Origin of the sequence: Actinoallomurus sp. CA-150999, from assembly GCF_050942425.1 — a bacterium.
Lineage (GTDB): Bacteria > Actinomycetota > Actinomycetes > Streptosporangiales > Streptosporangiaceae > Actinoallomurus.
Map to the genome: position 1 here is coordinate 6,208,076 of NZ_CP192063.1, position 21,175 is coordinate 6,229,250.

Sequence of the window (21,175 nt, forward strand, 5' to 3'; positions counted from 1 at the left end):
CTCAGCCACACGCCGAGACCGCCGTTCTTCCCCAGTGCCCCGCATGCCTCGCACAGTGATGACTCGGCCTACCCGGTCAGCCGCCGACAGGCCAGCGATGTAACCGTTACGCGTTACGCCCCCAAGGGCCCGACAGCCTCCGCACTTGCCCGGAACCATCCACACTTCGCACCCGCCCCTGACCTGCGCTGGCATGATTTAGGCTGCTTGGCCTGGGGGTTTTCTTCGGACAGGCTGGTCCTTCAGCTTGTCCAGGAGACCCATCGGCTCCCCCTTCCGTACGAAGCTGTACGGGCCGGTCATTCCCCTTCGTTGCCGACCTATTCGGCTGCCGGACCTCCGAAAATAACCCTGGGTGACGTCATGTTCACAGGGGCTCACGCCCTCGGCGGAGGCCGGTGACGATCTTGAACGGGGGTAGGCTGGCGGCCCGTGGAGGTTCTCGATCAGCGGAAGGGTCCGCACGGAGAGCTGGTGCTACGCGGCGACGGCGAGCACTACGAGATCATCAGCAACGGCGTGTTCCTGATGGACACCCGGGCCGGCGCGTCGGAGCGGCTGCTGGTCCGTGCGGCGCTCGACCGGCTGGCCCGGCCCGCCGACGTGCTCATCGGCGGGCTCGGCGTCGGCTTCTCCCTCGCCGAGGCGCTGCGCTCGCCGTACACGCGCCGTGTGACCGTCGTCGAGTGCGAGCCCGCGGTGGTCGACTGGCACGCCGGCCCGCTGCGGCCCTACTCCGAAGGCGCGCTGGACGACCCGCGCGTCCGCGTGGAGTGCGCCGACCTCCTCGCCTGGCTGCGCACGACACCCGAGGCGTACGACGCACTGTGCCTGGACATCGACAACGGGCCGGACTGGACGGTCAGCGAGGCGAACGCCGCGCTGTACGGGGACGAGGGCCTGGACCTGCTGGCCCGCCGGATGCGGCCCGGCGGCGTCCTCGCGGTGTGGAGCGCCGCCGCCGTCCCGGCGTTCGAGGACCGGCTGCGAGGGAGGTTCGCCGAGGTCGGCGTCTGCCCGGTCGAGGTGGCCCGCGGTGAACCCGACATCGTCTACCTGGCCTCGACGCGCGCCGCGTAACGCCGCTCCAGGTCCGCGACCCGCTCGCCGCGATCGGGACGCTCGGCGTCCCGCAGCCGGTCGGCCAGCAGCTCCAGCCGCAGGTGCCAGGCGGTCAGGGCCGCGGCGCACCGCCCCCGCTCCCCCGCCTGGCCGGTCTGGGTGAGCACCACCCGGGTGCCCGCCGGATGGCCTCCGGTCAGCTCCCACCGCACCCGTCCGAGGGCCTCGCCGCCGGACGGCCAGGCGTACTCCAGGAGCTCCGGAGCGGCGACCGCGGACACCTCGGCCGCGGACACCGCGTCGACGACCGCCCCGGGAGGCGGGAATCCGCCGGTCTCCGGCGCCGTGGACCCCACGAGCGCCGGCCAGACCTTCTCGATCGGATGCGGGATGTTCCGTTCGAACCGGATGGTCCAGCCGTCGGCGTCCTCGCTCAGGTCGCCCTCGTCCAGGCCGAACGCCTCCGCGTACGCGTCGTGCCGCCCGGCGTAGCCGTCGGGCACCGGCTTCAGCCCCGTCGGGCTCCCGGCCAAGGCCGACTCGAGCGCCGACAGGCAGGTGTCCCAGCCGGCTGCGAAGCTGCCGGCCATCGGCCGGTCGGCGAAGGTATGGGTGAGGACGAAGACGCAGCCCGGCCCGTCGGGGCGCAGCTCCCAGCGCATCGGATCGTCGTACCAGGTGAAGGCGAGCAGGCGTGGCGGATCGAACTCCGTGATCTCGCCCGTGCCGAGCGGGAGCTCCGGACGCGCCCCGCCGAACCGGATCTTCCCGCCGAGCCGGAGGTCGATCTCCTCCACCGGCGAGGGGAACCAATGGGCGAGGTGGACCGGGTCGGTCAGGGCTCGCCAGACCTTCTCCATCGGGTGCGCGAACCGGCGCTCGATCCGCAGGACGTTGCGGCCGTCGGCGGTGTCCAGAGTCGGGTTCATGCCTCGTCGTCCTCCATCGTGTCCAGGTGACGCTCCAGGGCGTCGAGCGATTCCGTCCACAGCCTCCGGTAGGGCGCCAGCCACGCGTCGATCTCGGCGAGCGGCTCGGGACGGAGCTCGTACCACCGCCGCTGCGCCTCGGGGCGTGCCCTGACCAGGCCCGCCTCCCGCAGGACCCGGAGGTGCTTCGAAGTGCCGGGCTGGGTCAGGCCGAGCTGCTCGGTCAGCTCGCCGACCAGGCGGGGGCGCTCGAGCAGCAGGTCGAGGATGCGGCGGCGGGCCGGTTCCGCCAGGACATCGAAGGTAGTGGTCACGCTGGGAACATAACCAAAAATGCATATTACCGTCAAGGAATACAGAGAGACCGTTCAGCGGGCCGCCGCCTCCTCGGCCATGGTCGGGTAGTCGATGTACCCCTCAGCGCCGCCGCCGTACAGCTTGGTCAGATCCGCCTCCGCGAGCGGATGAACGGACGTCGGCGAGGAAGTCGTCGCCGAAGGCGGGACCGAGCTCGTCGCGTTCACGGAAGCTCGCCTGCGCGGTGACGTTGAGGTACGCCGCCCCGAGACGGTCCAGGCGGGACTGCCGGTCAGCGTGATGGTGCGTACGCTTCGGGACATGACGACCTTCGACGCGTACGAGCGCGAACTGTGGGCGGGACGGGCCGAGGCGTACGAGCAAGGGTTCGCGCGGCTGTCCGGGTGCACCGTCGAGCGGCTGCTGGACGCCGCCGGGGTCCGGGCGGGCCACCGGGTACTCGACGTGGGGACCGGCCCCGGTCCCGTGGCCGCCGCGGCGGCACGCCGGGATGCGCAGGTGTCGGCCGTCGACGCCGAGCCGGAGATGGCCGAGGCCGCGGCCCGCAACGTGCCCGGCGCGGACGTACACGTCGCCGTCCTGCCCGAGCTGCCCTTCGACGACGCGTCGTTCGACGCCGTGGTCGGCAACTTCGTGATCAACCATGTCGGCGAGCCGGTGACGGCCCTCGAGGAGCTGCGCCGGGTCCTGCGGCCCGGCGGCCGCCTCGCGCTGACCTGCTGGACGATGCCGGGCAGCGGCGTGCTCGCCATCGTCCGGGAGGCGATGGACGAGGTCGGTGTCCCGTGGCCGGAGGACGTGCCGGTGAGCCCGTTCATGGAGTACGGGCGGCCGGAGGCGTTCGGTGAGCTGGTGGGCCGGGTGCTGCGCGACGTGTCGGTCGAAGAGCTCGACTGGGAGTTCGAGTTCGAGCCGGAGGACTGGTGGCGGACCGGGGCGATGGCCAGAGTCGGGTCGAACGGCGTCGTCCTCGCGCGGCAGGACCCGGCGACCATCGCACGCGTCAAGGACGCCTATGACCGCATCCTCCGCCCGTGCGCGGCCGGGAACGGGACGGTGCGCGTGGCCGCGCATGCGCTGCTGGCACACGGCGTGCACTGAGCCGAGCGCACACCGGTCTTCCCGGCCCCGGCGACGGCCGCCCGGTCAGCCCCGCCGGTCGGCTCCTGTCTCGGGGGTGGGAGCGGACGAGGGCACCGTGAAAGGCCGCCGCCCGCCGGGGACGCCCGCCTCGGGGCCTCCGTCGATCTCGAAGCGGTCGAATCGGAACGGCATGCCGAGGGCGGCCAGGAAGTGCGGGGCGTCCATGAGCTGGAAGTGGACGTGCGGCTCGCTGGAGTTCCCCGAGTTGCCGCACTCGGCGATCTGCTCCCCGGCGGTGACGCGTTGCCCGGCGGTCACCCGGGCCGATCCGCGGCGCAGGTGCGCCAGGGCCGCGTAGCCGCCGCCGTCCATCGCGATGACGATGTGGTTGCCCAGGAGCCTGCCCGGCCCGAACAGCTCCCGGACGATGCCTTCGACGAGGAGATAGATGACCCCCGGCACGGAGTCGCGGCTCCAGTGATCGCGGCTTCGGCGTCGTACCCGGACCACGACGCCGTCGACCGGCGCGAACACCGGCCGGCCGAAGCCGGGGAAACGTTCGGGGCGGCGGGCCGGCGGCCAGGCGGCCCGCACGCCCTGCCACTCCCGCTCGGTGTCGGGGTGGTGGACCAGGTCGATGGCGTACGTCTGACCGTAGGCGTGCACGCCGTGGCTCGGGACCCGGTCGGCGGGACTGTTGACCGCGACCCAGCGCCCCCGCACCGGCGGGCTCACCTCCACCGGCTCGCGCGGCGTAGGACGCACGCGCACGAACAGGGCGGCCACCCCGGCGACCCACACGGCCAGGCCCGCCGGCCACAGCGGGCCAAGGCCCCCGAAGGCGGCGACCAGCATGAGGACCGTGCCGGGCAGGGGCAGGAGCTTGCAGAGCGCCACGGTGCGCGCCCATCGCTTGGACATCAGCGTCCTCCTCTTCTCATCGGCTTCATCGGCGGGCCGCCAGGAGCAGAGCGAGCAGCGGCACGACGCGTTCGCCGGGGACGGCGTACTCGCCCCGGCTCTCGGCGCGCAGCCAGCCGGCCGCGACCAGCTGCCGCAGGTGGTGGTACAGCTGGCCGCTGGTGCCGAGCTGCTCGTGCTCGCCCAGCGCGGCGGTCGTGCGGGTGCCGAGGAGGATCTCGCGCAGGAGCAGCAGCCGGACCGGATGCGCCAGCGCGGCCAGCGCGGCCGCGCCCTGCGTCCAGTCGGCTCCCATCAGGTCCTCGGTGGTCCTGCCCTCCTGCCACTCGTAGTGCTCTCCGGTCGGCAGGCCGACGGTGCCGGTGAAGAGCACCGCGCCCGGCGCCGGCACACGGTCCTTCAGCCCGGCGAGCGCCCACAGGGCGCCGACGTCGGCGGGAGCACCGACCGGCTCGGCGAGTGACCCTCCTGCCTCGAGCCGGGCCACGCGCTCCTCGAGCCGCGCCAGCCGCTCGACCAGGGAAGACTCGTCCGCTCGCTCCTCGCCCATCGCTCGATTATTACGCAAGAACGTAATTACGTCTATTTGTCATTTCGCCCTCCTTCGCCGAGGTGGCTCTCCGGCACGGTCCGACCAATGACCTGGATGCAGACACTCAGTGATCTTGGACCGTATGGTCAGACTTTCCGCACCATGAGGAGACATGCCTTGGCACTCGAGTCCGCACCGCCCGGCGTCGACATCACCCGACCGTCCCCGGCACGCGTGTACGACTACGCGCTCGGCGGTTCGGCCAATTACCAGGTCGACCGGCAGGCGGCGGAGGAGGTGTGGCGCGTCGCACCGGAGACGCGGCAGCTCGCCAGGGACAGCCGCGGCTTCCTGACCCGCGTGGTCCGGTTCCTGGCCGAGGAGGTCGGGATCGACCAGTTCCTCGACATCGGCGCCGGACTGCCGACGGCGGACAACGTGCACCAGGTCGCCCGCAGGACGAACCCGCGCGCCCGGGTCGTCTACGTCGACAACGACCCCACGGTCCGGATCCACGCGGAGCGCCTGCTCGACGGCGATCCGAACGCCGTCTTCCTCCCCGGGGACGTACGCCGGCCGGAGGTGATCATCGAGCGCACGCGGAGCCTCCTCGACCTTGACCGGCCCGTCGCGCTGCTGCTCGTGGCGGTCCTGCACTTCGTCGCCGAGGACCCGTGCGGCATGGTCGACCGCCTCATCGCGGCGCTGCCTCCCGGAAGCCACCTGGTGATCGCCCATACCACCTCGGCGGACATGGGCCCGGCGTTCCGCGAGCGGCTCGACCAGACCTACGCCGGCGCACCGGCACCGCTCATCACGCGTACGCCCGAAGAGATCGAGTCGACGTTCCGCGGCCGGATACCGCTCCCTCCGGGACTGGTCGACGTCGCCCGCTGGCGGACCGCGCACCCCCGGACCCCGGGCCCGCTGCGGGTACTCGGCGGCGTGGCGCGCCTGTGAGGCGGCCCGGCGACCATGGCCGGAAAGGTCGGACGTGGGATGTAACGACGACAGGACGCGTACGATGCTCCGGAAGGCGCGGCGACGAGCACATCCGGACATAGGGTGGGAGCTTATGATCCCGCGCGTTGCCGGGAGGTGCGAGTGACGGACAGGCAGGCCCCGCGCGGCCTTGCGCGGCGAGTCGGTGGACAGGTCCAGCATGAGATCATGCAGCTGATCCTCGACCGGCGCCTGCGGTCCGGTGACTCGCTGCCCACCGAGACGGAGCTGATGGAGGACCTCGGCGTCAGCCGCAACTCCATCCGCGAGGCGCTGAAGGGCCTGCAGGCGCTCGACATCGTCGAGGTCCGCCACGGCTACGGCACATACGTCGGACAGCTGTCACTCACCCCTCTCGCCGACGGCCTGACCTTCCGTACGCTGCACGAGCTGGGCAGCGATGTCCGCGCGCTGAGCGAGATCCTCCAGGTCCGGGAGATCCTTGAGGCCGGGCTGATCAGGCGCGTCGCCACCACCATCCCCGAAGAGGACCTCGCCGCGCTGGACGCCGTCGTCCGCCGGATGGAGACGCGGGCCCGGGCGGGCGAGACCTTCGCGGAGGAGGACCGGCAGTTCCACGAGCTGCTGTACCGCTCGCTCGGCAACGCCCTCGTCCCGCAGTTCCTCGAGGTGTTCTGGAAGGTCTTCGACCGCGTGTCGGGCATCCGCGGCTGGAACCACGATCCCTCCCCCATCGGCACCGTCCGGCGGCATCGCGCGATCGTCACCGCGCTGCGGCGGCGGGACGTCGAAGCGGCCGAGCAGGCTCTGAGCAAGCACTTCCGCAACATCGACACCCGCGTGGAGAAGGCCGCCCGCCGCGACCAGTCCGCCGACGAGCCGGACCGCGGCTGACCGGGTCGCGGCCCGACGACCGGTCAGGGCCGCACGCGGATCGGTAGCGGTCGGACCCCTTGACCCCTTTTTCGCCGTGCGGTTATGTTACGACGGACGTGGGACGTCCCATGTCCGGCTAGGACGTCCCGCGTCACGCAGGCAGAGGGCGGCCGGGCGCCTGGACCGGAACCACGACGAGGAAACGGCGGGAACGTGAACAGCATCGACGGCCTCCGGGACCGCTTGGGGCGCATCGCCTACGGCGGTGACTACAACCCCGAGCAGTGGCCCGAGCACGTCTGGGATGAGGACCTCCGGCTGATGAAGGAGGCCGGCGTCTCGCTGATCAGCGTCGGGATCTTCTCCTGGGCCGCTGTGGAGCCTGAGCCGGGCACGTACGACTTCGGCTGGCTGGACCGCGTCATGGACCTGCTCGCCGACGGCGGCGTCGCCGCGTGCCTGGCCACGATGACGGCCTCCCCGCCGCCCTGGCTCACCGCGCGGCACCCCGAGATCCTGCCGACCGGCGCCGACGGCACGCGGATGTGGCCGGGCGGGCGGCAGCACTACTGCCCGTCCAGCCCGGTCTACCGCGAGCACGCCGCGGGTCTGGCCGAGCGGGTCGCGACCCGCTACACCGGCCACCCCGCGCTGGCGCTCTGGCACGTCGGCAACGAGTACGGCAACGTCGCCCCCTGCTACTGCGACGTCTCCGCCGACGCGTTCCGGCGCTGGCTGCGGGAGCGGTACGGCTCGGTGGACGCCCTCAACGACGCCTGGTCGACGACCTTCTGGTCGCAGCGGTACGCCTCCTTCGACGAGGTGCTGCCGCCGCGCAGCCCCGCGCCGTTCGCCAACCCCGCCCACGCCGTCGACTACGCGCGGTTCTCCTCCGACGAGCTGCTCGCCTGCTACCTCGTCGAGAAGGAGGTCCTGCGGCGGGTGAGCCCGGACGTGCCGGTGATGACGAACTTCCCGCCGTCGCTGCGGCCCGCCGACCTGTGGACGTGGGCGCCGCACCTGGACGTCGTCGCCTACGACGCCTACCCCGACCCGTACGACGCCGCGGCCGACGCCAAGATCGCCTTCTCCTACGACGTCATGCGCTCGCTGCGCGACGGGCAGCCCTGGCTGCTGATGGAGCAGGCGCCGAGCGCGGTCAACTGGCGTGCCCGCAACGCCCCCAAGCCCGCGGGCGCCATGCGGCTGTGGAGCTGGCAGGCCGTCGCGCACGGGGCGGACGCGGTGATGTTCTTCCAGTGGCGGCAGTCCCGGGGCGGCGCCGAGAAGTTCCACTCGGCGATGGTCCCGCACGGCGGACCCATCGGCCGGATCTTCGAGGAGGTCCGCGAGCTCGGGCACGAGCTCGCCGCCACGACGGCGCTGCCGGGCGCGCGGGCCCCCCGCGCGGACGTCGCGCTCGTCCTGGACTGGCCGAACTGGTGGGCGCTCGAGCAGGACGCCCACCCGAGCGCGGACGTGCGGTTCCTGGACGCCGCCTGGGCGCTCCACGGCCCGCTGTACGACGCGAGCGTCGCCTGCGACGTCGTCCGCCCGGACGCCGACCTGTCCGCCTACCGGCTCGTCGTCGTCCCCAACCTCTACCTGGTCGACGAGGAGGCCGCCCGGGGCATCGAGCGGTACGTCGAGGACGGCGGCACGCTGGTGATGTCGTTCTTCTCCGGCATCGTCGACCCGCACGACCGGGTGCATCTCGGCGGCTACCCCGGGCCGTTCCGGCGGGTGCTGGGACTGCGCGTCGAGGAGTTCGGGCCGCTGCCGGAGTCCGGGACGATCGGGCTGTCCCAGGGAACCGGCACCATCTGGTCCGAGGACGTGCACCTGGAGGGCGCCGAGGCCGTCGAGTACTTCACGACGGGTGAGCCGGCCGGGCGGCCGGCGGTCACCCGCCATCGGTACGGCCGGGGCACCGCGTGGTACCTGGCCACCCGGCCCGACCCGGCGACGACGCGCCGCCTCGTCGACCGGATCCGCGAGGAGGCGGGCGCGCGCCCCGTCCTGCCGGGGCTACCGGAGGGCGTCCAGGCGCGGGCCCGGGTCACCGGCGACGGGCCGTGCTACATCGTCCTGAACCATCGGACCACCCCCGTGACGGTCGATCTTCCCGGCCCGATGAGCGACCTCCTGGGCGGCGCGGACGCCGCCGGTACCGTGCGTCTCGCGCCGCGCGGCGTCGCGGTCCTCCGCCCGGCCGGCTGACGACACGGCCTTCGACCGGCCCTCTCCCGAACCGGGGAGAGGGCCGGTGGCATTTGCGGCCGCGCCGGTGCCGCGACGGGCGTCGCCAAGGCGGGTGCCCCCAAGATCGGCACGAAACCCCGACGGGCTGATCTCGCTGGAACGCCGAGGATGTGCCGGCCGGCCACCCCGAGCTCGTCCTCGGCTCCTACGGGGTCGGCCGCAAGCCGATCCCCGGCGACGGCGAGCCGGTGTTCGGGAAACTCGACCAGGTGCGGGGGCCTGCACGTGGCGTTCGCGGACAGCGATGCGACGCTGGGACTGATCGCCGGTGAGCTGCTCGCCGACGAGATCGTGACCGGGGAGGCGCACCCGCTGCTCGCGGCGTTCCGCCCCGGCCGCTTTCAGTGACCTCGAGAAAGGACGGATCCCCGATGACCGAACCGCTGCGCATCGGCCTCGCCGGATACGGCTTCGGCGGCCGGTACTTCCACGCGCCGCTGCTCGCCTCGGCCCTGGAGTGCGCGTTCCTGGGCGTCGTCACGACCTCCCCGGAACGCCGGAAACAGGTCGCCGCCGAGCTGGACCGGCCGGCGTTCGCCTCGTTGGAGGAGCTGGCCGCCGCCGGCGCCGAGGCGGTGGCGATCTCGACACCGGCGGACACGCACATCCCGCTGGCACGGCAGGCGCTCGAACTCGGCCTCGCGGTGGTCTGCGACAAGCCGTTCGCGCTGGACGCGGACGCCGCTCGGGAGACCGTCGAGCTGGCCGAACGGCTCGGCGTGGCCCTGACGGTGTACCAGAACCGCCGCTGGGACTCCGACTTCCGTACGCTGCGGCGGCTGGTGGACGCGGGGACGCTCGGCACGCTGACGCGGTTCGAGTCGCGGTTCGAGCGGTTCGCGCCCGACCCGGGGCCGCCGGCGGCGGGCGGCGGCACGCTGCTGGACTTCGGCAGCCACCTCGTCGACCAGGCGCTCGTGCTGTGCGGGCCGGTCGAGCGGGTGTACGCCGAGTGGCACGTCGGCGACGGCGGGCTCGACGACGACGTGTTCGTCGCGCTGACCCACCGCGACGGCGCGCGGTCCCACCTGTCGGGCAGCTGGCGGCAGGGCGCGCCGGGCCCGCGGTTCCGCGCGAGCGGCACCGCCGGCGCGTACGTCGTCGACGGTGTGGACGGGCAGGAGGCGGCGCTGCTCGCCGGCGCCTCCCCCGTCTCGGAGGGCGACGGCTGGGGCGCGGAGCCGGAGGAGCGCTGGGGCCAGGTGCTGCGCGGGGACCATACCGAGTCCGCTCCGTCGGAGCGCGGCCGGTGGGACCTGTTCTATCCGGCGTTCGCCGCGGCGGTGCGCGGGACGGGACCGCTGCCCGTCGACCCCTGGGACGCGGTCGCGACGGCGAAGGTCCTGGACGCCGCGCGCACCAGCGCGACGGCCGGTCAGGTCGTCGCCCTGTCCTGAACGACAGGAGTCGGGGGAAGCGCCTCCCACGGCGAGGACCTCGCGCGCCTACCGGACACGGACCCGGGCCGAGGCTCCCGGTCGGGCGCGTACCGGCGCACTCCCGCGCGGGGGCCTCCGGCCGGCCGTGCGGCGACGTCGGCCGGCCGCACCCGCAGCGGCCTGAGTGCCGTCCGCCGACGCGGAGCCAGGTCCGTCAGCGGATCGGGGGCGCGTCGTCGGCCGGGTGCCGCTCGTCGGCGGCCAGGCGGAGCGCCTGGCGGCAGGCCTGGATCGCGGGATGCGGACTGCGGCCCCGGCGCACCGCGGTGAAGACCCGGCGCGCCCGCCGGCCTCGGGGAAGGAGCCGCAGGGGGACGGTCGGTTCACGCCCGTTCCAGATGAGGTCCGGCAGCAGGGCGACCGCGTGGCCCTGTTCGACGAGGCGCAGGTGGAGCAGGAGATCGGCGGACTCGAACCGTACGTCGGGCTCGAAGCCGGCGTCACGGCACAACGTCGTGGCCCAGTGCCGGGCGGCCGTGCCCTCGGGTTCCATCGCCCACGGGCGGCCCGCCGCCGTACGCAGCGCCGCCGTCGGTCCCATCGTGCCGTCGTCCGGCTCGGGCAGCGCGAGGCGCAATGGGTCGTCGAGCAGGTCCTCCTGCTCCAGTTCGGCGGCGCGAGGGTTCGGGTTGCCGGGGTACTCCTCGGCGATGACCAGATCGAAGTCACGCGCCTGCAGGGCCGGAAGCGCCTCCTCCGGCTCCATCTGGGTGACGTGGACGCGCAGGCCGGGATGGGTGTCGCGCAACAGGTTCAGCGCCGTCGGCATCAGGGCGAGGGCCGCGGTCTGGAACGACGCGATGCGGAGGGTTCCGGTCAGGTCCGTCAGCGAGGCGGCGATGTCCGCCTCGGCGCGCTCCAGGCGTTCCAGTACCGCCTCGGTGTGGGCGACGAGGATCTCGGCCTGTGGGGTGAGCCGTACGCCGCGCCCCACCGGTTCCAGCAACGGGACGCCGGCTTCCGCCTCCAGCTGCGAGAGCTGTTGTGAGACGGACGAGGGGCTGTAGGAGAGGGCCGCGGCGACGGCCGCCAGTGTGCCCCGGTGCTTGAGCTCGCGCAGCAGGCGCAGCCGGTGAAGGTCGAACATCGGCGGGACCGTTTCGAGGGGCGATTAGTCGGCTTTTCCGACGAATATACGTTGAAAACATTTGCTGGACCGACGGAATGGGTGTGCCGCACGCTTGTTCCCATGCCTGAACACGCTTCCTCTTCGCGTGCGGTGCCGTGGTTCTCCCGGCCCGCGGCCCGGTCGTGGACGTGCGCGCCCGCGCCGGCCGGCGTGCGGGACTTCCACGCCGCGCTGCCCGGCTACGCGCCCACCCCGCTGACCGAGGTCCCCGCCGTCGCCGCCGAACTGGAGGTGGGCCGGGTCTTCGTCAAGGACGAGTCGTCGCGTCTGGGACTGCCGGCGTTCAAGGCGCTGGGCGCGTTCTGGGCGGTGCATCGCGTTCTGGCCGAGCGGGCGGCGAACGGCCGGGCGCCGTCCGGTCCGCTCACGTTCGTGACGGCCACCGACGGCAACCACGGCCGGGCCCTGGCCCGCGCGGCGCGCCTGGCCGGCGGGCGGGCCCACGTCTTCGTGCCCGAGGGCGTTCACCCGGTGGCCGTGGTCGCCATCGCCGGCGAAGGGGCCGAGGTCACCGAGGTCGCGGGCCCGTACGACGGTGCCGTCCGCCGGGCGGCCGAGGCGGCCACCGCGCCTGGCTCGGTCCTCGTCCAGGACACCGCCTGGCCCGGCTACGAACGGATCCCCGGCTGGATCGTCGAGGGCTACTCCACACTCTTCACCGAGATCGACGTCCAGCTGACCGCGGCGGGGACCGGCCCGCCCGACCTCGTCGCCGTGCCGGTGGGCGTGGGCTCGCTGGCCCAGGCCGCCGTCACCCACTACCGGAGCCGCGGCACCGACCGGGGGCCGGCGCTGCTGTCGGTCGAGCCCGAGGCCGCGCCCTGCGTCCTCGAGAGCCTTCTGGGCGGCGAGCCGGTCAGCGTCGCCACGGGCGAGACCATCATGGCGGGCCTGAACTGCGGTACCCCGTCCGACCTCGCGTGGCCGTTCCTCCGCGACGGGCTCGACGCCGCCATCGTCGTCACCGACGCCGAGAGCGCCCGCGCCGCCGGTGACCTCGCCGCCCTGGGCGTGTCCTGCGGGCCGTGCGGCGCCGCGGCACTGGCGGGAGTCCGCGCCGCCCTCACCGGCGACGGCGCCGCGCGGCGCCGCACCGCCCTCGAACTCGGCCCCGCATCGACTCTCGTCCTGCTCAGCACCGAAGGCGCCGACGCCAACCCCGCTGCGGTCGCCGAAGACCCTGACCTCTGACGACGCCGGGCCCACATCGTTCCCGCGCACATCTCCCGCGAAAGGTCGCCATGCCCGACGAAACGGTTGAACTCCTGAGCCGGCTCATCGCCCTCGACTCCGTCAACCCGGGTCTCGTCCCGGGCGGCGCGGGCGAGACCGCGATCGCCGACTTCTGCGGTCGCTGGCTGGCCGCCCATGGCTTCGAGGTGCACCGGCTGGAGAAGCGCCCGGGTCGTCCCTCACTGGTCGCGATCGCCCGCGGCACGGGGGGCGGCCGCTCACTGATGCTCAACGGTCACCTCGATACCGTCGGCCTCGCCGGCTACGACGGCGATCCGCTGACTCCGCGGATCAGCGACGGCAGGATGTTCGGGCGCGGGGCCTTCGACATGAAGGGCGGCGTCGCGGCCATGATGGTCGCGGCGGCCCGGGCCACACGGCGGGGGCCGCTGCGCGGAGACGTGCTCGTGGCCTGCGTCGCCGACGAGGAGCACGACAGTCTCGGCACCGAGGAGGTCCTGGAGTCCTTCGACGCCGACGCCGCGATCGTCACCGAGCCGAGCCAACTGCAGCTGACTCTCGCCCACAAGGGGTTCGCCTGGTTCGACGTGGAGATCGAGGGGCGGGCGGCCCACGGCTCGCGCCCCGACCTCGGCGTCGACGCCATCACCAAGGCCGGCCACTTCCTCGTCGCGCTGGAGGACCTGGGCCGCCGTCTGGCCGCAGGTCCGGCGCATCCGCTCCTGGGCACCGGGACCGTGCACGCCGGCGTCATCCACGGCGGTGAGGAGCCCTCCACCTACCCGGCGCGCTGCCGGATCACGCTGGAGCGCCGTACGGTGCCCGGCGAGGACGCGGGCACCGTCCGCGCGGAGCTGACCGCGATCCTCGAGGACCTCGCCGCCACCGTCGCGGACTTCCGTTACCGTCTCGTCCCCGGCCTGCACCGGGAGCCCTTCCAGGCCGACCCGGACGCGCCCATCGTGCGCGCCCTCGCCCGCCACGCCGAATCGGTGCTCGGGCAGCCGCCCGTGATCCGCGCCGAGGCGTTCTGGACCGACTGCGCCCTCTTCGCCCGCGCGGGGATCCCCTGCCTGCTCTTCGGCGTCGCCGGTGAGGGCGCCCACGCGGCCACCGAGTGGGCCGACATCGCCTCGCTGCACGACCTCACGCGCATCCTCACCGACACCGTGGCCGACTTCTGTTCCTGAGCGCCGATACGGTTGGCCGAAATGACGGAAGGGGCGGGCCGTGCGGGCGGTGGCATACGACGGGTTCGGGCGGATGCCGGAGGTGCGGGAGGTGCCCGATCCGGATCCGCCGCGCGCCGGCGTGGTGATCCGGGTCGAGGCGACCGGGCTGTGCCGCAGCGACTGGCACGGCTGGATGGGCCACGACCCCGACATCACGCGGTTCCCCCACGTGCCGGGTCACGAGCTGGCGGGTGTCGTCGCGGCAGCCGGGCCGGACGTGACCGGGTGGCGTCCCGGCGACCGGGTGACGGTGCCGTTCGTGTGCGCGTGCGGCCGGTGCGCGGCGTGCGCGGCCGGTGACCAGCAGGTCTGCGAACACCAGACGCAGCCCGGCTTCACCCACTGGGGGTCGTTCGCGGAGTACGTCGTCATCGACGACGCCGACGTCAACCTGGTGGCCCTCCCCGGCGACCTGGCGGCCACCACCGCGGCGGCGCTGGGCTGCCGGTTCGCGACGGCGTTCCGGGCCGTGACCGCGCAGGGGCGCGTCGGGCCCGGCGCGTGGGTGGCGGTGCACGGGTGCGGCGGGGTCGGCCTGTCGGCGGTGATGATCGCCGCGGCCTGCGGGGCACGGGTCGTCGCGGTCGACGTCTCCCCCGCCGCTCTGGAACTGGCTCGTCGTTTCGGCGCCGCCGCCTGTGTCGAGGGCCCGGACGGCGTGGCGGAGGCCGTACGCGAGATCACCGGAGGCGGCGCCGACGTGTCCCTGGACGCGCTCGGCAGCCCGGCGACCTGCGCGGCGTCCGTGGAGAGCCTGCGCCGCCGGGGACGTCACGTCCAGGTGGGCCTGCTGCCGCCGGCGACCGGCCCGGCCGCGGTGCCGATGCACCGGGTCATCGCCCTGGAGCTGGAGGTCGTGGGCAGCCACGGGATGGCCGCGCACGCCTACGGGCCGATGATGGCGATGGTCGCGGCCGGCGCTCTGCGGCCCGACCTGCTGATCACCCGTACGATCGGCCTCGCCGACGCCCCGGCCGCCCTGGCGGCGATGGGCACCGCCCCGTCCGCGGGGGCCACGGTCATCGTTCCCTGACGGTCTCCTCGTGCAGGTGGGCGAACAGCCGCAGCAGCAGGTCGTGCAGCCGGGCGCGCTCGTCCTCGTCGAGCGGCGCGAGGACCCCCTCCTGGACGGCCGATGCCTCGGAGGTCAGGTCGGCCAGGGCCGTACGGCCCGCCGGGGTGATCGTGACCGTGACGCGGCGGCGGTCGGCCGGGTCGCGGGCGCGCTCGACATGGCCCGCGGCGGTCAGTTCGTCGAGGATCTTCACCACGTCGCTCGGGTCGATGCTCAGCCGGGCGGCGAGGTCGCGCTGCGCGTGCGGGCCGAAGTCGGCCAGCGCCGCGAGGACGGCCATGTGCCACAGGCGGACGTCGTGCGCCGCGAGCCGCTCGGTGATGCGCGTGCGCGCCGTCTTGCCCACCCGGGACAGCAGGTAGGTGGTGAGCGCCAGCAGGCTGGGCGGGGTCTCGTGCATGCCACCACAGTGTAGGGTCTGCACCAATAATGGGTTCGCACCTATGAATTGGAGTGGACATGGACGTCCTGCACCCGCGCCTGCTCGTGACCCGGTTCGCCGAGTGCTTCGCCTTCTACGACGCGGTCCTGCCCGAGCTGGCGGACGCCCATCTGGCGCGCGGCGGCGCGAGCGGGCCGTACGCGAGCTGGGACGTCGGCGACGAGGGCGTGCTCGCACTGTTCGACCGCGCCGCGATGGCGACCGTCGCGGGCACGGCGGAGCTGCCCGCCGAACTGCCGGCCCAGGACCGGGCCATGTTCGTCAGCCGGGTCGCCGACGTCGACGCCGCATTCGCGTTCTGCCTGCGCCATGGCGCCGAGGCGGTGGCGGCACCGGCCGACCGCCCGGAGTGGGGCCCGACCCTCCGCAACGCACTGGTCCGCGACCCGGACGGCACCCTGGTGGAGCTGCAGTCCTACTGAGATCCGCCGGTCGGCATGGTCATTTGCTCAGCCCCTCCGCACCTTTCTCGTGAGGGAAGGGCACGTCCGGGACCGGGAGGCCGAGAGCGGCGCACAGGGGCGCCCAGCCGTCGGCCGGCTGCCACTCCAGCAACCGGTGCGCCGGTACCGTGGCACGGACCTCGGTGAGATGGCGCTCGTAGGCCGCGATGACGCTGTCTCGGTCGTAGGAGCCGTCGAACGCGCCGGCGAACATGGCCCGGGCCATCTCGGTCCGGGCACGGTCCTGTTCCGGGGTGGCAGTGGCCAGGCCGGGCGGCTGTTCGCCGCCGGAGTCCCCCCGCGCCAGGCCGCGCGCTCCTCGCAGCACGGTGCGGTCCATGCTCTGATACCAGCGCTCGGCGTTCTCCCGCCGGGACAGCAGCACCAGCGCGTCCGGGAATGCGGCGGACAGCTCACGCCAGAACTGCGACATCGGCCAGTCGACCCCGGCGGCGTACCCCGCGAGGAAGCCGTGCCAGTCCGGCATGACGCCCGCGTAGGCGTCCCGCCAGACCACGGCGTCCTCGAGCCGGCCGAACAACAACTCCGTCATGTGGTAGCAGCGCGCTCCGAGCAGCAGCTCCAGCGCGGCCTTCAGCGACGTCGTCCCGGTACGCGGAAATCCCGCCCCCACGACTCTCAACCCCATTCCGGCCCTCCCTCGTCTCGATCGCGGCGATCCCGATCATCTCTCGGCGTTCTCCGGCGACGAGCTCGTACTGAGGCCGGTCAGCGCCGCCCGAGGATCCCACGGGCCGTCCGTGGATCGATGGCGGGGCGGACGGGAACGGTGGTCAGTGTGCGGACGGTGGCCAGGACCTCGTCGAACGGCAACGCCATGTCTTGCGGGCGAACGAAGATCGGACCGCCGAGGTGCTTCATCCCGCTCCGCGCGAAGCGGCGTGGCATGCCGCGCAGCCCCGCGATGACCCGGTCGGCATCGATGGGCACGAAGACCATCAGCTTCGCGGTCCGGCCGTCCGGCGATCGGTTCACGATCCGGACCTCGGCGACGTTCGACCACTGCAGCGCCACCCTCGCCGAGTGCAACACGACCCGCTCGGAGTCCAGAGTGAGGAGAGGACGCCGCCGGGCGGCGCGCCACATCGCTCGCGCGACACCCCCGCCCAGCCACGCGGTCCACGCCCCGCAGAGGACGCACGCGACCGCGGCGACGGGGTTGACGCTCCCCGCATTCGCCACCCTGAGCCCGAGGAAGGCCGTCAGGAAGAGCCCGATCACGGGGAAGGCGACCACCTCGCGCAGCCCTGGCCAGGCATAGCCGATCTCGACGACGGCGGAATCAGGTCCTCTGTCGGTGCTTCCTGGCACGTGCGTCCTTCCCGGGAGGCCGGGGTCGCGGGTCGCCGCCGGCCGTGGGCATCCTACGGCCGGCGGCGATCTCGGTCTCCGGTCGCGTTCGGGGCACCTCAACGAACGGCGGAGAGGAAGGCTCGCGTCCGGCTGTGTCGCGGATTGGTGATGACCTGGTCGGCCGGCCCTTCTTCGACGACCTGACCGTCGTCGAAGAACAGGACGCGGTCGGCGACCTCACGGGCGAACCCCATCTCGTGGGTGACGACGATCATCGTCATGCCCGACGCGGCGAGGTCGCGCATGACGGTGAGCACCTCGCCGACGAGTTCGGGGTCGAGGGCCGACGTGGGCTCGTCGAACAGGAGCAGTTTCGGCCGCATGCACAGCGCGCGGGCGATCGCGACGCGCTGCTGCTGGCCGCCGGACAGCTGACGGGGATAGGCGCCCGCCTTGTCCGCGAGGCCGACGCGGTCGAGCAGCTCCAGCGCGCGGTCGGTGGCCGACTCCTTCTTCTCCCCCAACGCCCGGCGTGGGGCCTCGATGAGGTTCTGCAAGGCGGTCATGTGCGGGAAGAGGTTGAAATGCTGAAAGACCATGCCGATCTCGGTCCGCCGCTTGCATATCTCCTTGTCGCTCAGCTCATGGAGCCTGCCGCCGCGCTGGGCGTACCCGACGACCTGGCCGTCGACCCAGATGCGTCCGCCGTCGACGCGCTCCAGGTGATTGATGCAGCGCAGGAAGGTGCTCTTGCCGGAGCCGGACGGCCCGATGAGACAGACGACTTCGCCTTCCGCCACCTCGAGGGTGATGTCGCGCAGGACCTCGAGGCGTCCGAACGACTTGCGGACCCGTTGGGCCCGGACCATGGGTGATACGGACGTTCCCGCCGACGTCACCTCGCTGCTCATGCGGTCCTCCCCGCGATGCCCGGCGCGTGTGTCCTGAAGAAGGTCCGTACCCGTTGCAGCGGTGTCGGCGGCAGGCTGCGGTTGCCTCGCGCGAAGCGCCGCTCGATGTAGAACTGAATGATCGTGAGGATCGTCGTGACGACGAGGTACCAGATGCTCGCGACGATGAGCAGGGGGATCGTCTGGAAACTCCGCGAGTAGATGAGCTGCGCCGAATAGAGCAGGTCCGGGACGGCCAGGACGCTGACGAGCGAGGTCATCTTGAGCATCCCGATGGTCTCGTTGCCGGTCGGTGGCACGATGACGCGCATGGCCTGCGGCAGGATGATGCGCCGCATCGTCTGCATCCTCGTCAGGCCCAGTGAGGCGGCCGCCTCCGACTGGCCCTGTTCCACGGACAGGATGCCCGCTCGCACGATCTCGGACATGTACGCCGCCTCGTTGAGGCCCAGTCCGAGGATCGCGGCGGTGGTCGGTGTGATGAGCTGGTTGGCGTTGAGCGCGACCCCGGGCAGCCCGAAGGTGATCTTCGGATAGAGCGCGGCGAGGTTGTACCAGAACAGGAGCTGGACGAGCAGGGGCGTGCCGCGGAACAGCGTGATGTAGCCGAACGCGATCCCGTTGACGACGGGGTTGTTCGAGAGCCGTAGCACCGCGAGGACGAGACCGAGAACGACACCGATCAGCATGCACACGACGGTCAGCTTGATCGTGATCCACAGGCCCCCGCCGATGGACACGTCCCGTAGGTAGGCGCTGACGACGTTCCACTGGAACCGCGGATTCGTGAAGACCGACTTCAGCGCCAGCGCCGCCAGAGCGAGGAGAATCACGGCGACGATGAGGCGGCCGATGTGCCTGCGCGGGACGACGGTCAGATCGTCGTCGGCGAACGCCCCGGCCGTGGACGGGACGGCCGGATCCCGAGCCGCATCCGCCGTCGATGTTTCGGCCGCCTTCTCCATGCTTCTCGCCATCCTCCGGTCGATCTCGGCCAATCACCCAATGATGGGGACATCGGCGCGTACGACCGCTGTCGGCTTCACCAAAGTTCGGCGGGAAACTCTGGTCTACACCTCAATGACCTGGCGGGATCGGCTCACAACCCTTGGCACCATGCCCGCTTACGCCCGCCCCGAGGTCGTCGAACTCGCCGGCCATGAGGACCATGTCGCCGCCACTCGACTGCTCGCCGACATCTGGGGGACCACCCCGGAATCGTCCCCCATCCCGGCCGACCTGCTGGCGTCCATCGCGCATGCCGGCGGTTGCGTCCTCGGAGCGATCACGGCGGGCGGCGACCTCGCCGGGGTCACCGTCGGCATCGCCGGCGGACCCGGAGCGGATTCGATCTATTCGCTCATCGCCGCGGTCAGCTCCGTCGAGGCGGGCAAAGGCGTCGGGCGCGCGCTGAAGTTCGGGCAGCGTGACTGGGCGCTCGAACGGGGCGCGAACCGGATCCTCTGGACGTTCGACCCGCTCATCCGGCGCAACGCACACTTCAACCTGAACAAGCTGGGCGCACGGGTCACCGAATACATCCGCGACTACTACCCCCCGATGCACGACGCCATCAACCGAGGGGATCGACCGGACCGCTTCTACGCCGAGTGGCGCCTCGACGAGGCTCCGCCCGCCCAGGAGAGTCCGGATGCGGAGGATGCCGTCCCACCCGCCCTTGAGCAGGGCCCGCACGGCGCTCCGTCGATTCCGGCGTTTCCCGCATCGGATACGGTCCGGGTCTGGATCCCCCAGGACATCGAGGCGATGCGCCGAGCCGACGCCGAGCTCGCCCTCCAGTGGCGACTCGCGGCCCGCCAGGTGTTCGAACACGCATTCACGCTGGGCTACCGCCCGACCCGCCTCGGCTCGGACGGCGCCTATCGACTGACCAGAACGGGTGACTGACATGCCTCGCGTGAACCTCGAGATCCGCACGCTCGCGATGCCGCTCGTGCGGCCGTTCCGGACGTCGAAGGGCGTGGACGAGACGCGGCACGTCATGGTGTTGCGCTGGTCCGAGGACGGCGTCGACGGCTGGTCGGAATCGGCCGCCGACCCAGAGCCGACGTACTTCCCTGAGTACATGGGGAGCGTCCGTGCCGCGCTCCTGGAGGTGATCGTGCCGGCGATGGAGAGCAGCCCGCCGCCGCCCTCGGGAACGACGGTCGGCTGGCTCCGATCCGTCCTGAAGGACGTGCCCGGCAGCCCGATCGCCAAGGCCTTCGTCGAGTCGGCCCTGCTCGATGCCCAACTGCGCCGGCACGGCATGCCGCTGGTGGACTTCCTGGGCGCAGCGGCGGGCCGCATCCCCGTCGGCGTCTCCGTGGGCATCCCCGACTCCATCGACGAACTGATCGACTGGGTCGGCGGCTACCTCAAGGACGGCTACTCCCGGATCAAACTCAAGATCCAGCCAGGGTGGGACCTCGAGCCGGTCCGCGCCGTCCGGGCGACGTTCGGGGACGACCTGCCGCTGCAGGTGGACGCCAACCAGGCGTACGAGCCGAGCGACATCCCGCACCTGCGCCGCCTCGACGAGTTCAACCTGCTCCTCCTGGAACAGCCGTTCGACCGCGATCGTCTTCTCGCGCACCAGGCTCTCGCCGCCGCCTCGACGACGCCCATCTGCCTGGACGAGTCGATCAGCGGGGTACACGACACGATGGTCGCGATCCGCCTGGGCGCGGCGAATGTCGTGAACATCAAGCCGAGCAGGGTCGGTGGATACCTGAACTCTCGCGCGATCCACGACGTCTGCCAGGCCAACGGCATACCCGTCTTCTGCGGGGGAACCCTCGAGACCGCCGTGGGGCGCGCGGCCAACCTCGCCCTGGCCAGTCTGCCCGGCTTCACCCTTCCCGGCGACATATCGGCGACGAGCCGCTACTACACCAAGGACATCGCCCGCCCGTTCGAACTCGAGGACGGATGCCTCGCCGTGCCCACCGGGCCGGGCACGGGGGTCGAGGTGGATCTCGACGTCGTCGAGGAGCTCACCATCGACAGTCACGCCGTGTCACTCGGCCTCTGAACCCCATGCGAGTGAC

The 21,175-nt window shown here is 72.4% G+C and carries 24 protein-coding genes; 13 read left to right on the plus strand and 11 right to left on the minus strand.

What is annotated here, in order from left to right; translation table 11 throughout:
- Positions 1 to 432 precede the first annotated feature (432 nt).
- Entirely contained in the window at positions 433 to 1,080 is a 648-nt protein-coding gene (locus tag ACQP2O_RS28760) for a spermidine synthase (protein ID WP_433170371.1), read from the plus strand.
- Here ACQP2O_RS28760 and ACQP2O_RS28765 read toward each other — a convergent pair.
- From ACQP2O_RS28765 to ACQP2O_RS28775, 3 genes are read right to left on the minus strand one after another with little or no spacing between them, the layout of a single operon-like run.
- Entirely contained in the window at positions 1,053 to 1,991 is a 939-nt protein-coding gene (locus ACQP2O_RS28765; protein ID WP_433170373.1) for an SRPBCC family protein, read from the minus strand. The two genes, ACQP2O_RS28760 and ACQP2O_RS28765, sit on opposite strands and share 28 nt — an antisense overlap.
- A complete protein-coding gene (locus ACQP2O_RS28770; protein ID WP_433170375.1) occupies positions 1,988 to 2,305 on the minus strand; it encodes an ArsR/SmtB family transcription factor in 318 nt (105 codons plus the stop codon). Before ACQP2O_RS28770 ends, ACQP2O_RS28765 begins: the two co-directional genes overlap by 4 nt.
- 54 nt (positions 2,306 to 2,359) lie before the next feature.
- Entirely contained in the window at positions 2,360 to 2,515 is a 156-nt protein-coding gene (locus tag ACQP2O_RS28775; protein ID WP_433170377.1) for a hypothetical protein, read from the minus strand.
- 94 nt (positions 2,516 to 2,609) lie between these two features.
- On the opposite strand from ACQP2O_RS28775, the gene ACQP2O_RS28780 reads away from it, so the two are divergent.
- Entirely contained in the window at positions 2,610 to 3,410 is an 801-nt protein-coding gene (locus tag ACQP2O_RS28780; protein WP_433170378.1) for a class I SAM-dependent methyltransferase, read from the plus strand.
- Between the two features lie 45 nt (positions 3,411 to 3,455).
- Here ACQP2O_RS28780 and ACQP2O_RS28785 read toward each other — a convergent pair whose 3' ends face one another.
- Together ACQP2O_RS28785 and ACQP2O_RS28790 are read right to left on the minus strand one after the other, a co-directional pair.
- Positions 3,456 to 4,313, minus strand: coding sequence for a M23 family metallopeptidase (locus ACQP2O_RS28785; RefSeq protein ID WP_433170380.1), 858 nt, complete (start codon positions 4,311 to 4,313; stop codon positions 3,456 to 3,458).
- Positions 4,314 to 4,338: 25 nt separating this feature from the next.
- Entirely contained in the window at positions 4,339 to 4,863 is a 525-nt protein-coding gene (locus ACQP2O_RS28790) for an ArsR family transcriptional regulator (RefSeq protein ID WP_433170382.1), read from the minus strand.
- Positions 4,864 to 5,022: 159 nt separating this feature from the next.
- Between ACQP2O_RS28790 and ACQP2O_RS28795 the strand changes: the two genes are divergently transcribed.
- The 5 genes from ACQP2O_RS28795 to ACQP2O_RS28815 all read left to right on the plus strand — a co-directional run bounded on the left by ACQP2O_RS28795 (position 5,023) and on the right by ACQP2O_RS28815 (position 10,343).
- A complete protein-coding gene (locus ACQP2O_RS28795; RefSeq protein ID WP_433170384.1) occupies positions 5,023 to 5,805 on the plus strand; it encodes an SAM-dependent methyltransferase in 783 nt (260 codons plus the stop codon).
- Positions 5,806 to 5,949: 144 nt separating this feature from the next.
- Entirely contained in the window at positions 5,950 to 6,702 is a 753-nt protein-coding gene (locus tag ACQP2O_RS28800; protein WP_433170387.1) for a FadR/GntR family transcriptional regulator, read from the plus strand.
- 195 nt (positions 6,703 to 6,897) lie between these two features.
- On the plus strand, positions 6,898 to 8,904 hold the full coding sequence (locus ACQP2O_RS28805; RefSeq protein ID WP_433170389.1) for a beta-galactosidase: 2,007 nt from the start codon (positions 6,898 to 6,900) through the stop codon (positions 8,902 to 8,904).
- A 267-nt stretch (positions 8,905 to 9,171) separates the two neighbouring features.
- Positions 9,172 to 9,294, plus strand: a complete 123-nt coding sequence (locus ACQP2O_RS28810) for a hypothetical protein (RefSeq protein WP_433170391.1) — start codon at positions 9,172 to 9,174, stop codon at positions 9,292 to 9,294.
- 23 nt (positions 9,295 to 9,317) lie between these two features.
- Positions 9,318 to 10,343 carry a Gfo/Idh/MocA family protein gene (locus ACQP2O_RS28815; RefSeq protein ID WP_433170393.1) on the plus strand — a complete coding sequence of 342 codons (1,026 nt, stop codon included), beginning with the start codon at positions 9,318 to 9,320 and terminating at the stop codon, positions 10,341 to 10,343.
- Between the two features lie 196 nt (positions 10,344 to 10,539).
- On the opposite strand, the gene ACQP2O_RS28820 is transcribed toward ACQP2O_RS28815, so the two are convergent.
- On the minus strand, positions 10,540 to 11,472 hold the full coding sequence (locus ACQP2O_RS28820) for a LysR family transcriptional regulator (protein WP_433170395.1): 933 nt from the start codon (positions 11,470 to 11,472) through the stop codon (positions 10,540 to 10,542).
- Between the two features lie 102 nt (positions 11,473 to 11,574).
- Here ACQP2O_RS28820 and ACQP2O_RS28825 point away from each other — a divergent pair, with 102 nt between their 5' ends.
- Genes ACQP2O_RS28825 through ACQP2O_RS28835 form a run of 3 tightly spaced genes read left to right on the plus strand, consistent with a single transcriptional unit; the run spans position 11,575 to position 14,973 of the window.
- On the plus strand, positions 11,575 to 12,705 hold the full coding sequence (locus ACQP2O_RS28825) for a diaminopropionate ammonia-lyase (protein WP_433170397.1): 1,131 nt from the start codon (positions 11,575 to 11,577) through the stop codon (positions 12,703 to 12,705).
- Between the two features lie 50 nt (positions 12,706 to 12,755).
- Positions 12,756 to 13,898, plus strand: coding sequence for an ArgE/DapE family deacylase (locus tag ACQP2O_RS28830; RefSeq protein WP_433170399.1), 1,143 nt, complete (start codon positions 12,756 to 12,758; stop codon positions 13,896 to 13,898).
- 40 nt (positions 13,899 to 13,938) lie between these two features.
- Positions 13,939 to 14,973: an alcohol dehydrogenase catalytic domain-containing protein gene (locus ACQP2O_RS28835; RefSeq protein ID WP_433170401.1), complete on the plus strand. Its 1,035-nt coding sequence runs from the start codon at positions 13,939 to 13,941 to the stop codon at positions 14,971 to 14,973.
- On the opposite strand, the gene ACQP2O_RS28840 is transcribed toward ACQP2O_RS28835, so the two are convergent.
- Positions 14,960 to 15,415 (minus strand): MarR family winged helix-turn-helix transcriptional regulator, encoded by a 456-nt coding sequence (locus ACQP2O_RS28840; protein ID WP_433170403.1) that lies wholly within the window; start codon positions 15,413 to 15,415, stop codon positions 14,960 to 14,962. The genes ACQP2O_RS28835 and ACQP2O_RS28840 overlap by 14 nt on opposite strands.
- A 59-nt stretch (positions 15,416 to 15,474) precedes the next feature.
- On the opposite strand from ACQP2O_RS28840, the gene ACQP2O_RS28845 reads away from it, so the two are divergent.
- Entirely contained in the window at positions 15,475 to 15,879 is a 405-nt protein-coding gene (locus tag ACQP2O_RS28845; protein ID WP_433170405.1) for a VOC family protein, read from the plus strand.
- Between the two features lie 19 nt (positions 15,880 to 15,898).
- Here the strand turns inward: ACQP2O_RS28845 and ACQP2O_RS28850 are convergent, their stop codons facing one another.
- The 4 genes from ACQP2O_RS28850 to ACQP2O_RS28865 all read right to left on the minus strand — a co-directional run bounded on the left by ACQP2O_RS28850 (position 15,899) and on the right by ACQP2O_RS28865 (position 19,102).
- Entirely contained in the window at positions 15,899 to 16,549 is a 651-nt protein-coding gene (locus tag ACQP2O_RS28850) for a sulfotransferase family protein (RefSeq protein WP_433170407.1), read from the minus strand.
- 80 nt (positions 16,550 to 16,629) lie between these two features.
- Complete coding sequence (locus ACQP2O_RS28855) at positions 16,630 to 17,232, minus strand: hypothetical protein (protein ID WP_433170409.1); 603 nt, start codon at positions 17,230 to 17,232, stop codon at positions 16,630 to 16,632.
- Between the two features lie 98 nt (positions 17,233 to 17,330).
- Positions 17,331 to 18,125, minus strand: a complete 795-nt coding sequence (locus ACQP2O_RS28860; protein WP_433170411.1) for an amino acid ABC transporter ATP-binding protein — start codon at positions 18,123 to 18,125, stop codon at positions 17,331 to 17,333.
- The gene (locus ACQP2O_RS28865) at positions 18,122 to 19,102 is read right to left on the minus strand and encodes an amino acid ABC transporter permease (protein ID WP_433170413.1); all 981 of its coding nucleotides are present in this window, start codon (positions 19,100 to 19,102) and stop codon (positions 18,122 to 18,124) included. Before ACQP2O_RS28865 ends, ACQP2O_RS28860 begins: the two co-directional genes overlap by 4 nt.
- A gap of 139 nt (positions 19,103 to 19,241) precedes the next feature.
- On the opposite strand from ACQP2O_RS28865, the gene ACQP2O_RS28870 reads away from it, so the two are divergent.
- Both ACQP2O_RS28870 and menC read left to right on the plus strand, forming a co-directional pair.
- Positions 19,242 to 20,033 (plus strand): GNAT family N-acetyltransferase, encoded by a 792-nt coding sequence (locus ACQP2O_RS28870; protein ID WP_433170415.1) that lies wholly within the window; start codon positions 19,242 to 19,244, stop codon positions 20,031 to 20,033.
- Between the two features lies 1 nt (position 20,034).
- Complete coding sequence (gene menC, locus ACQP2O_RS28875; RefSeq protein ID WP_433170417.1) at positions 20,035 to 21,159, plus strand: o-succinylbenzoate synthase; 1,125 nt, start codon at positions 20,035 to 20,037, stop codon at positions 21,157 to 21,159.
- Positions 21,160 to 21,175 lie beyond the last annotated feature (16 nt).

Bases quoted from the DNA above. Each gene is read 5' to 3' on its own strand.
- ACQP2O_RS28765 (WP_433170373.1), bottom strand. From the start codon at position 1,991: ATGAACCCGACTCTGGACACCGCCGACGGCCGCAACGTCCTGCGGATC.
- ACQP2O_RS28780 (WP_433170378.1), top strand. From the start codon at position 2,610: ATGACGACCTTCGACGCGTACGAGCGCGAACTGTGGGCGGGACGGGCC.
- ACQP2O_RS28785 (WP_433170380.1), bottom strand. From the start codon at position 4,313: ATGTCCAAGCGATGGGCGCGCACCGTGGCGCTCTGCAAGCTCCTGCCC.
- ACQP2O_RS28790 (WP_433170382.1), bottom strand. From the start codon at position 4,863: ATGGGCGAGGAGCGAGCGGACGAGTCTTCCCTGGTCGAGCGGCTGGCG.
- ACQP2O_RS28815 (WP_433170393.1), top strand. From the start codon at position 9,318: ATGACCGAACCGCTGCGCATCGGCCTCGCCGGATACGGCTTCGGCGGC.
- ACQP2O_RS28820 (WP_433170395.1), bottom strand. From the start codon at position 11,472: ATGTTCGACCTTCACCGGCTGCGCCTGCTGCGCGAGCTCAAGCACCGG.
- ACQP2O_RS28825 (WP_433170397.1), top strand. From the start codon at position 11,575: ATGCCTGAACACGCTTCCTCTTCGCGTGCGGTGCCGTGGTTCTCCCGG.
- ACQP2O_RS28830 (WP_433170399.1), top strand. From the start codon at position 12,756: ATGCCCGACGAAACGGTTGAACTCCTGAGCCGGCTCATCGCCCTCGAC.
- ACQP2O_RS28840 (WP_433170403.1), bottom strand. From the start codon at position 15,415: ATGCACGAGACCCCGCCCAGCCTGCTGGCGCTCACCACCTACCTGCTG.
- ACQP2O_RS28845 (WP_433170405.1), top strand. From the start codon at position 15,475: ATGGACGTCCTGCACCCGCGCCTGCTCGTGACCCGGTTCGCCGAGTGC.
- ACQP2O_RS28850 (WP_433170407.1), bottom strand. From the start codon at position 16,549: ATGGGGTTGAGAGTCGTGGGGGCGGGATTTCCGCGTACCGGGACGACG.
- ACQP2O_RS28860 (WP_433170411.1), bottom strand. From the start codon at position 18,125: ATGAGCAGCGAGGTGACGTCGGCGGGAACGTCCGTATCACCCATGGTC.
- ACQP2O_RS28865 (WP_433170413.1), bottom strand. From the start codon at position 19,102: ATGGCGAGAAGCATGGAGAAGGCGGCCGAAACATCGACGGCGGATGCG.
- ACQP2O_RS28870 (WP_433170415.1), top strand. From the start codon at position 19,242: ATGCCCGCTTACGCCCGCCCCGAGGTCGTCGAACTCGCCGGCCATGAG.
- menC (WP_433170417.1), top strand. From the start codon at position 20,035: ATGCCTCGCGTGAACCTCGAGATCCGCACGCTCGCGATGCCGCTCGTG.